Genomic DNA, 9,302 nt, shown 5'->3' with positions numbered 1-9,302 from the left:
AAAGTCGCCCTGCGCCGGGTCGAAACCGTGTTCGACCGCTACTTCTGGGGCAGCTACTGGCAGCCCGGGCGAACCTTCGCCGAAGTCATGGGCGAGCTCACCGGCACGCCGCTGGAAAAAAGCCTCGAAGCCCTGAAGAAGCAATGCCTGGAACTCGACAAGCAGATCGCCGATGACGGCTGGCACTGGCTGAACAACGCCCGCGAGCTGTCCGACGTCGCCACGGCCATGGCCCGCGAACGCTATCAGCTGGATTTCTGCGATGTGCGGGCGGATACCACCGGCGGAGCGGTGATCGATCGCGACTTTGAAGTGCTGGTGTATACCTGGACCGCTCGGCTGAAGAGCTTTGATCATCAGCTGGATGAAATCGAGGTTCAGTATTCCTGAAAATCCCAGGATGGGGTTTTTCTACCCTGCTGGCATAATGGCCGCAGACTTTTTTGATGGCTGCAAAACTGATGCAAGGGAATGTAAAGGTTCATCTCGACTACTTGAGCGCTGCGTTGGCCGACGCCTGTAATTTGATGCCTGAGCTTGATCAGGCCTCGCGCGCGCTCACGCTGGACGAAATCATACGCGGCGAGCTGTCCGACCATTGCTGCAAGAAGCTGTACGGGCAGAGACCCAAATCCAGCTCAACTGAGCGCGCGGTTAAGGTCGACGCCGATGAGGGCTGGCCACTACGAGTCATCGTCTGCCCTTTTCTCTTCGGCCTGCGACCGGAGCATGGCCATCCAAGCAGACTGCTGCCTGAATGCATCGCACCACTGTTCTTTTTCGGCCTGTTGCAACGCAACGGCAAGCTCAGCATTGATCCGGAAAACCTGCGACCCGTTGCGCCACGCAACTTCCTTGAGCCAAGTGCCTATCAGGTTACGGTCGGTACCGTGGAAGACGTCGACCGGGTGTATGCCCGGCTACCTCGTCCGACGGACTGGAACAGTCTTGTCTACAACGCCAGAACCTTTTGTCGTGAGGTCTGCGGGCAGGAGTGGGAAAATCTTCAGGTCGATCAGTACGAAAGGCTCAATCACCCGCTGATTCTGCTTGCAACCAGCGCCAATGGTGCAACGCAGCACATCCAGACCTTGCTCGATCATTTGCGTCACGACAGTGATGCCGCGCTGGATCTGCTCGAAACTCTCCTCAACCCTGTCACAGACAAGCCGTTGCTCACGGCCGAGCAGCAGTTGGCAGGTTCGATTGAACATCTGGGGCAAATGGAATGCCGCTATGGGCTGTCGCCATCGCAGCGTGAATCGCTGGTGCACTTTTTTTCCCTGCCGGACGCGGTGACAGCCGTCGATGGCCCTCCGGGTACCGGTAAAACCACGCTGTTGTTGAGCGTCATCGCTTCGCTGTGGATCAAACAGGCGAGGGCGCAAGAGGAGCCGCCGCTGATCGTCGCAACCTCGACGAACAATCAAGCTGTCGTCAACATCCTGGAAGCCTTCGCCAAGGTCAAGGAGCGAGATGGACCATTGACCGGTCGGTGGATCAAAGGGCTTGAGAGTTACGGTCTGTACCTGCCTGCCAAAAGCCGAGAAAACGACATGCACGGCTTCACCGTTCATGCCTTGAAAGGTATGGGCAAGAACTCGGTGCATGACTTTCAGTTGGTGGAAAAGGCCGAAGGTTTTGCGCTGGCCCTTGACCATTTTCTACAGTGCGCCCAAAACGCATTGGGACGCTTACGCGAGCCGTCGCTTGAAGGCGCAACCACCGAGCTTCATGCTCGACTCGAAGCTTGCTGCAGTCGTATCGAACGCGTCACTGAAGATCTGATCGCGCTCAATACGCTGTTCGGCGCAGTGAGTGTCTCGCAGGAAATGGCGGCACACGCACGCTCAGCGCTTGAGGGTTCGATCAACGGCGGCGTGAAAGACCTGCAGAGGGCTGCCGACGCGCTGGTGCAGGTTCAAAAGTTGAAGCTGGCCTGGAAGCTTCACGTAGAGCAGGAAAACATTTTCGTCACGTTCATGGCCTGGTGCGGGCGGAAGTCGCTGCGAAGCCGCCGCGACGATGTCTTCTTTGCTCGGGTCGCCATCGACCACAGCGAAACATTGGGAGCGCAGATCCATCATGTCGGCAGCCGCGAAGCCTTCGATGCGCTATTGGCCAAGCAAGCCGAAGCGCTCTCGAAAAACCACGAGCGGCTACAAACGCAGTTGACGACGACACGCCAGTCGCTCTCGACGCTCAACGAAACAATCGCTCGGCTGGAGAGCTTCGGCGACGCCAATGGGCAGCTTGAAACCGCAGTCATCCAGGACGCACTCGACAAAGGGCTGCGATTTGAAGCGTTCAAATGGGCGACCCATTACTGGGAAGCGCGTTATCTGCTGGAGGTCGAGCAAACGCTTGCGCGTTTTTCCAAAGTAGAGGACACCCTGTCGCCGGAGCGACTCGAGCGCCAATACCGCCGTCTGGCCAAGTTGTTTCCTTGCTCCGTGGTCACCCTTTATTCATTGCCAAACCGGTTCAGTGGCTGGAAAAGCCGGTACCTTCCCTTGCTCGATTGCATCGATCTGTTGATCGTCGACGAAGCCGGCCAGGTCGCCTCCCAGATCGGCGTTCCCGCCTTTGCGCTGGCCAAGCGGGCGATGGTTGTCGGTGACGTCGATCAAATTGCCCCGGTACATGGTTTGCCGTCCTCGATCGATCTGGCCAATGCTCGGCACTTCGGCCTGCTGGGCGATGGCTGGGAGGCGTTTTGCGAATCGGGCAGATCAGCTTCAAGAGGCAATCTGATGCGGGTCGCCCAACAGGCTACGCCTTACACCAAGCATGCCAGGCGTGGTCGTGGCATGTTCCTCAGTGAGCATCGTCGCTGTTGGCGCGAAATCATCGAGATCTGCAATGAGCTGGTTTACAAACAATTGTTGCAGCCTTGCCGCGAAGAAGGCCCTCGCCGCTTCAGTCCCAGTCTGGGCTACGTCCACCTGACGGGGCTGGACCAACGTGTCGGTAAAAGCCGACGCAATCAGGTCGAGGCACAGGTGATTGCTCATTGGTTGCAGGAACATCGAGCAGGCATCGAGGCTTCTTTCGCCGAAGACAAAAAAGCTTTCAAGGATCTGGTGGCGGTCGTCACGCCGTTCGCGGCGCAGACCTCGGCAATTCGTCAGGCGCTGGATCACAGTCTCGGTGCCGGACACGGCATAACGGTAGGCACCGTTCACAGTCTGCAGGGCGCTGAGCGCCGGCTGATTATATTTTCACCGACCTATGGTCTGGATACCGAACCCGGGTCGCCTTTTTTCGACAAGGATGCAGGTTCTCTTTTGAACGTTGCTATCTCTCGGGCACAAGACGCGTTTCTGGTGTTTGGCAACATGAACCTCTTCAACCCGGTCGGAACAACCCCGTCGGCGATTCTCGGCCGGCATTTGTTCAAGGACGAGCGCAATGAACTCAAGGGAATCCCCCTGCAATGGCTGGTGCCGGCCTATAACCCGTATTTCACCGAGAAAATCAGCGATCTGGAAGGTCACAGGCAAACCCTGCGATCAGCCTTCGAAAGCGCCCGAGAGCGTCTGATCATCGTGTCTCCCTATCTTACGAAGGATGCAATCAGGCAGGATCAGGTACCGACGCTGATCCGCGAGGCATGCACCCGTGGCGTCAGCGTCGTGGTCATCAGCAGTCGTGAATTGTGCAGTGCCGAGCTGACAAAAGCGCAAGCTTTCGAAGAGTGTGTCCGGTTGCTTGAAGAGGCCGGAGCGAAGTTCAGAAACACGCAGGTGCGCAGTGTGCACAGCAAGATGCTTCTGGTGGATGACGCATGGCTCGCCGTGGGATCGTTCAACTGGCTTTCCTCGGTGCGTCAGTCATCCAGCGTTTACAGCTATTACGAATCGAGCATCCGCTATGACGGCCAGTCTGCGTCGGCAATGATTCAGGACAGCATGAAGGACCTGCGGCACCTTTTAGGGGCAAAACCGTCTCAGGTTTCGGTATGACCGGCACAGCCGTATGGCCGGATTAAAAAGCCAACCACTCCGAGTGGCGGATGCTAACCTTCCCGTCACTTTTGCACAGTCGAGCCGCGACCCGATCCCGGGTTCAAGGAAGACGACTTCATCCACAGCCACGGAAACCGATCAGGTCATTCATGAATAAATCAGCAGGCGTGCTTCTCGGAATTGTTGTTGCCATTGGCGCGATCAGCGCAGGCGGGGCCTGGTACACCGGGACCAAGATCGAAGGCGTGCTGAACAACGCCGTGACCAACGCCAACAAAGAGTTGCAGACCGCCATGGCCGGCTCCAACGGCACCGCGTCGCTGGAACTGGTGTCGCTGGAACGCCACACCTTCACCAGCACCGCGCACTATCGTCTCAAGGGCGAGGGCGAGATGTTCGGCGATGCGCCGGTCGAGCTGCTGTTCGTCGACCACATCGAACACGGCCCGCTGCCGTTCTCGCGTCTGGTTTCGCTGAAGTGGCTGCCGGTCATGGCCACCAGCAACTACGAGCTGGAAAAGAGCCCGTCCACGGAAAAATGGTTCGCCGCCACCAACGGCGCCGCGCCGCTCAAGGGCGTGACCAACATCGGTTACGACGAATCGACCACCAGCACCCTCAACCTGGTGCCGTTCGAAACTGCGCTGGATGAGCAATCGAGCCTGAAATTTTCCGGTCTGAGCATGGACATCGCCGCCAGCGCCCAGGCGCAGAAAGTCAAGGCCGACGGCTACATGGACAACCTGAAACTGGTCACCGTGTCGGAAGACCAGGCGCCGGTGCAGGTCGAGCTCAACGGCCTGACCCTGGCCAGCAACCTCGCCAAGAGCAGCTACGGCTACTACACCGGGGAAAACACCCTGGAAGTGACCAGCAGCAAAACCACCTTCGGCGCCAAGCCGATGGTGCTGGGCGTGAAGAACTTCGAAATGAAGAACCGCACCGAAGAAAGCGGCAGCAACGCCTCGGGGCGTGCCGACTACAAAATCGGCGAAGTGACGCTCAACGACAAGAAAGTCGGTTCGGCGGCCATGGCCATGAGCCTGAAGAACCTCGACATTCCGTCGACCATGTCGCTGATGCAGATCTACCAGACCAAATTGCAGCCGTATGAAAAAGCTGCCGCCGAAGCTGCCGCACAGGGGTTGCCGGCACCGGAGCTGAATCTGACCGAAGCGGAAAACGCCCAGGTCAAAGCCGATCTGCAGAAGTTGCTGGCGGCCGGCCCGCAATTGGCGCTGGAGAACCTGTCGTTCAACACCGCCAACGGTGAAAGCCGCGCCAATCTGGTGATCGACCTGACCAAGCCGCAATCGATGGACCTGCCGCCGGATCAACTCGGCAAGCAACTGATCGCGCTGCTCGACCTGAACATTCAGGTGTCCAAGCCGATGCTCGTCGATTTGCTCAGCGTGCAGGCGCAACTCGATGGCCAGACTGACGCCAAAGCCATCGTCGATCAGTCCAAGGAAGCGGCAGACATGTTCGCCGGCATGGCGGTCGGCTCGCAATTGGCTGTCGCCGACGGCACCAACGTGGTGACCAAACTGCATTACGCGGCCAATCAGGTCGAATTCAACGGCCAGAAGATGACCGTCGAGCAGTTCATCGGCTTCCTCATGAGCAAGTTTGCCGGCGTCACCCAAGAGCAATAAGCCCACCGCGCGCCCTCCAGACGCCCGGCCCCTGTGTAAACAGGCGCCGGGCGTTTTGCTGTACGGGTTTTGTACAGACAGGCCGATTCTGAACAATTATTGCGTTGTGAAAATTCGACTACGCTTGCGTGCAGACTGCCTCACCAAGCTTGGCCGAGGGCTGTCATCGTCGGCCACCGTTACGAATGGGCAAGGAGGGCATTGCGACCCGGCTGGCCATGTAAGGATGCTGACAAATGCCGCGTATTGATGGCCCTGTATTACATCGTGGTTTGCGCCCTTTGTTCCGATTCGCCCTGTGCAGCCAGTTGCTCTGGCCAGTGCTGGCGCTGGCCGACACACCCTACGACGAGATGGTGCGCGATGCCCGCGCCGGGCACTACACGCCTGCGCTGACGGTTTTGCGTCAGGTGCCGCCGGGCCAGGCCAGCGACGGCCAGGTCAGCGATCACCTGCAAATCGCCAGTTGGGCCGGGCTCGATGCCGAAGTGGTCAAGGTCTATGAAACCCAGGGTCGCGACCGCGTCCTGCCGGTGCAGGCACTGACCGCCGCCGCGCGTGCCTATCGCAACCTCAAGCGCTGGGATCAGGCTACCCAGGTCTACAACAAGGCGCTGGCGCTGGAGCCGGACAACGCTGACCTGCAACTGGGCCTCGCGCTGACTCAGGCCGATGCCGGCAAGCCCGATCAGGCCGTCACCCGCGCCCAGGCGCTGGTCGCCGCCAAACCCGACGATCCGTCACGCCGCCTGGCCTTGGGCTATGCCCTCGGCCGCGCCGGCAAACAATACGATGCGCTGTTTGAATTCGATCAAGCCTTCATCCGCGCCGGCAACAAACCGGAAGTCGCCCGCGAGTACGTGGTCGCGCTGCAAAAGGCCCGTCTGCCTGAACCGGCGCTGCGTCTGGCCAGTCAACGTCCCGGCCTGATTGATCCGGTGACCTTGCGCCGGCTCGAAGGCGATCTCGCCGCCGAACGCGTGCGCCTTGCCGAACTGGCCACCCGCAGCGAGAAGGAACGCTACGTCATTGCCGACCGCGCGCTGGCCGATTACGACAAATTGCTCGCAACCTGGACGCCCGACGCCACTGCTCACGACGACGTGACGCGCTGGCGCATCGACCGCATGGGCGCGCTCAAGGCCCGCGCGCGCACTGCCGACGTCATCAGCGAATATCAAAAGCTGCAAGCCGAGGGCGTGGAGATTCCGACTTACGCCCTGCGTTGGGTGGCGGCGTCTTATCTGGATCAACGCGAGCCTGAGATTGCCACCGATCTGTATCGCCAGGTGCTTTCGGCGCCGGACGCCGATGTCGGTGATCGTCTCGAAGACACCACTGCGCTGTACTACGCCCTGCTGGAAAGCGACCGCGCCGACGAAGCTCGCAAGGTCGCCGAGGACGCAGCGAAAGCCCAGCGTCCGCGCGTCGAACTCAAGGGTTTGCCGGTCGGCAACCCCAACGACGAATGGATGGATGCCCAGCAACTCGCCGCCCAGGCCGGTACCTACGGTTCCGATCTTCCGCACGGCGAAGAGCGCTTGCAGACGCTGGTCGATCAGGCACCGGGCAACCTTGGCTTGCGTCTGGCCCAGGCCGATCTCTACCTCGCCCGCCAGATGCCGCGCCGCGCGGAAAGCCAGCTCAAGGAAACCGAGAGCATGGCCCCGCGCGATGCCGGCCTGGAAGTCGCTCAGGCGCGCACCGCGATGGAGTTGCAAGAGTGGCGGCAGAACGATGCGCTGGTCGACGACGTGGTCACGCGCTATCCGGACAACCGCCAAGTGCAGCGCCTGGCTCGCGAACGCGAAGTCCATGACATGGCCGAACTGCGCGTCGAAGCCTACGGCGGCAAGGCCAACGGTGGCGGCAGCGGCGATGCCGGTGCGGTCAGTGGCAGCCGTGATTTCGGTATCCAGAGCACGTTGTACAGCCCACCGATCAACGAGGACTGGCGCGTGTTTGCCGGCGCCGGTTATGCCACCGGTGATTTCGCCGAAGGCACTGGCCACCATCGTTTCCAGCGGGTCGGCCTGGAACGGCGCACCCGTGACATGACCCTCGAAGCCGAGGTGTCGAATCACGATTACGGCTTCGGTGACAAACAGGGCGCGCGCCTGGCGATTGCCCGCGACATCAATGATCACTGGCAATACGGCGGCAGCCTCGAATACCTCTCGGCGGAAACCCCGCTGCGCGCGCTCAACAGCGATATCAAGGCCAACGGCGGCAGTGCGTTCCTGCGCTGGCGCGCCAACGAAAGCCGCGAGTGGCGCGTGTCGGTCAGCCCGTCGCACTTCAGCGATGGCAACAACCGCGTCGAAGCCTTAGTGACCGGGCGCGAGGGCATCTACACCGCGCCGAACATTCAGGTCGACGCCGGCCTGGAAGTCGGCACCAGCCACAACTCGAAATCCGACGACGTGCCGTACTTCAACCCCAAGTCGGACTTCAGCGTGATGCCGCTGGTCAACGTCAATCACGTGCTCTACCACCGCTACGAGACTTCCTGGAGCCAGCAATTCCAGGCCGGCGCGGGCACCTACAGCCAGCGCGACCACGGCACCGGCGGCATGGCATTGCTCGGTTACGGCCAAAGGTACGCCTGGAACGACGTGTTCGATGTGGGCGGCATGTTCAGTGTGATCAACCGGCCTTACGACGGTGATCGGGAAACTGATCTGCGTCTGCTTGTCGACCTCACTTTCCGCTTCTAGAAGAGTTTGAAGATGCCTTTTATCTCGCGTTTCATCCTTCTGCTGGGAGCGCTGCTGATCAGCGCCTGCGCCCAGCAAGCCCCGGCCTTCGCGCCGCCCTCCGAGCGCCCGGTCGCGGCCAGTGAACAACCGTGGCCAAAAAACCATGTGCTTGGCATCGCCTATCACGATGTCGAAGACCGTGATCCCGATCAGGCCGTGGTGGCGGTGCGCACCGAGCGCATGATCGAGCAGCTCGCCTGGCTGCGCGAGAACGGCTACAAACCAGTGACCGTCGACCAGATCATGGCCGCGCGCAAGGGTGGCCTGGAGCTGCCGGCGAGAGCGGTGCTGCTCAGTTTCGACGACGGTTATGCCAGCTTCTATACCCGCGTGCTGCCGGTGCTGCGCGCCTACAACTGGCCAGCCTTGCTGGCGCCGGTGGGCACCTGGATCGACACGCCGCTCAATCAACCGGTGGATTTCGCCGGCACGCCGCGTAACCGTGACAACTTCCTGACCTGGCAGCAGATTCGCGAAATTTCCAAGTCCGGTCTGGTAGAGATCGCCGCTCACACCGATGCCAACCACAAAGGCATCCTTGGCAACCCGCAGGGCAACCTGCAACCGGCCGCCGCGACCCGGCGTTATGACCCGGTCACCAAACGCTATGAATCCGAAGCCGATTTCCAGGCACGCATTCGTACCGACGTGAAGAACATTTCCGAGAAGATCCGCAAGGCCACCGGTTACAAACCACGGGTCTGGGTCTGGCCGTACGGCACCGCCGACGGTACCTCGCTGACCGTGGTCGGTGAGGAGGGCTATGAAATGGCCCTGACCCTGGACGACGGCCTCGACACCCTCGATAACCTGATGAGCGGGCCGCGCTTTCTGGTCGCCTCCGATCCTGACGGCGAGCATTTCGCCAACAGCATCGTCTCGGTGCAGGCCGAAGCGCCGATGCGCGTGGTGCATGTCGA

Annotated in this window: 4 protein-coding genes and 1 pseudogene; all 5 read left to right on the top strand. The window is 60.6% G+C overall.

Going from position 1 to position 9,302, the window contains the following annotated elements; all coding sequences use genetic code 11:
* Window positions 1-390: pseudogene (locus tag OQK_RS10005) on the top strand (NADH:ubiquinone oxidoreductase subunit N); the annotation flags it as partial.
* A gap of 56 nt (window positions 391-446) precedes the next feature.
* Window positions 447-3,965 carry an AAA domain-containing protein gene (locus OQK_RS10000; protein WP_016772259.1) on the top strand — a complete coding sequence of 1,173 codons (3,519 nt, stop codon included), beginning with the start codon at window positions 447-449 and terminating at the stop codon, window positions 3,963-3,965.
* A 152-nt stretch (window positions 3,966-4,117) separates the two neighbouring features.
* Entirely contained in the window at window positions 4,118-5,623 is a 1,506-nt protein-coding gene (locus OQK_RS09995) for a YdgA family protein (protein WP_016772258.1), read from the top strand.
* A 236-nt stretch (window positions 5,624-5,859) separates the two neighbouring features.
* Window positions 5,860-8,340, top strand: a complete 2,481-nt coding sequence (gene pgaA, locus OQK_RS09990; RefSeq protein WP_016772257.1) for a poly-beta-1,6 N-acetyl-D-glucosamine export porin PgaA — start codon at window positions 5,860-5,862, stop codon at window positions 8,338-8,340.
* A 12-nt stretch (window positions 8,341-8,352) separates the two neighbouring features.
* A partial coding sequence (gene pgaB / locus OQK_RS09985) for a poly-beta-1,6-N-acetyl-D-glucosamine N-deacetylase PgaB (RefSeq protein WP_038860816.1) occupies window positions 8,353-9,302 on the top strand: 950 nt, incomplete at its 3' end.

This window comes from Pseudomonas sp. R62, from assembly GCF_000257605.1.
In the GTDB taxonomy this organism is placed as follows: Bacteria; Pseudomonadota; Gammaproteobacteria; order Pseudomonadales; family Pseudomonadaceae; genus Aquipseudomonas; species Aquipseudomonas atacamensis.
This window is presented reverse-complemented; position numbering and strand designations above follow the sequence as displayed.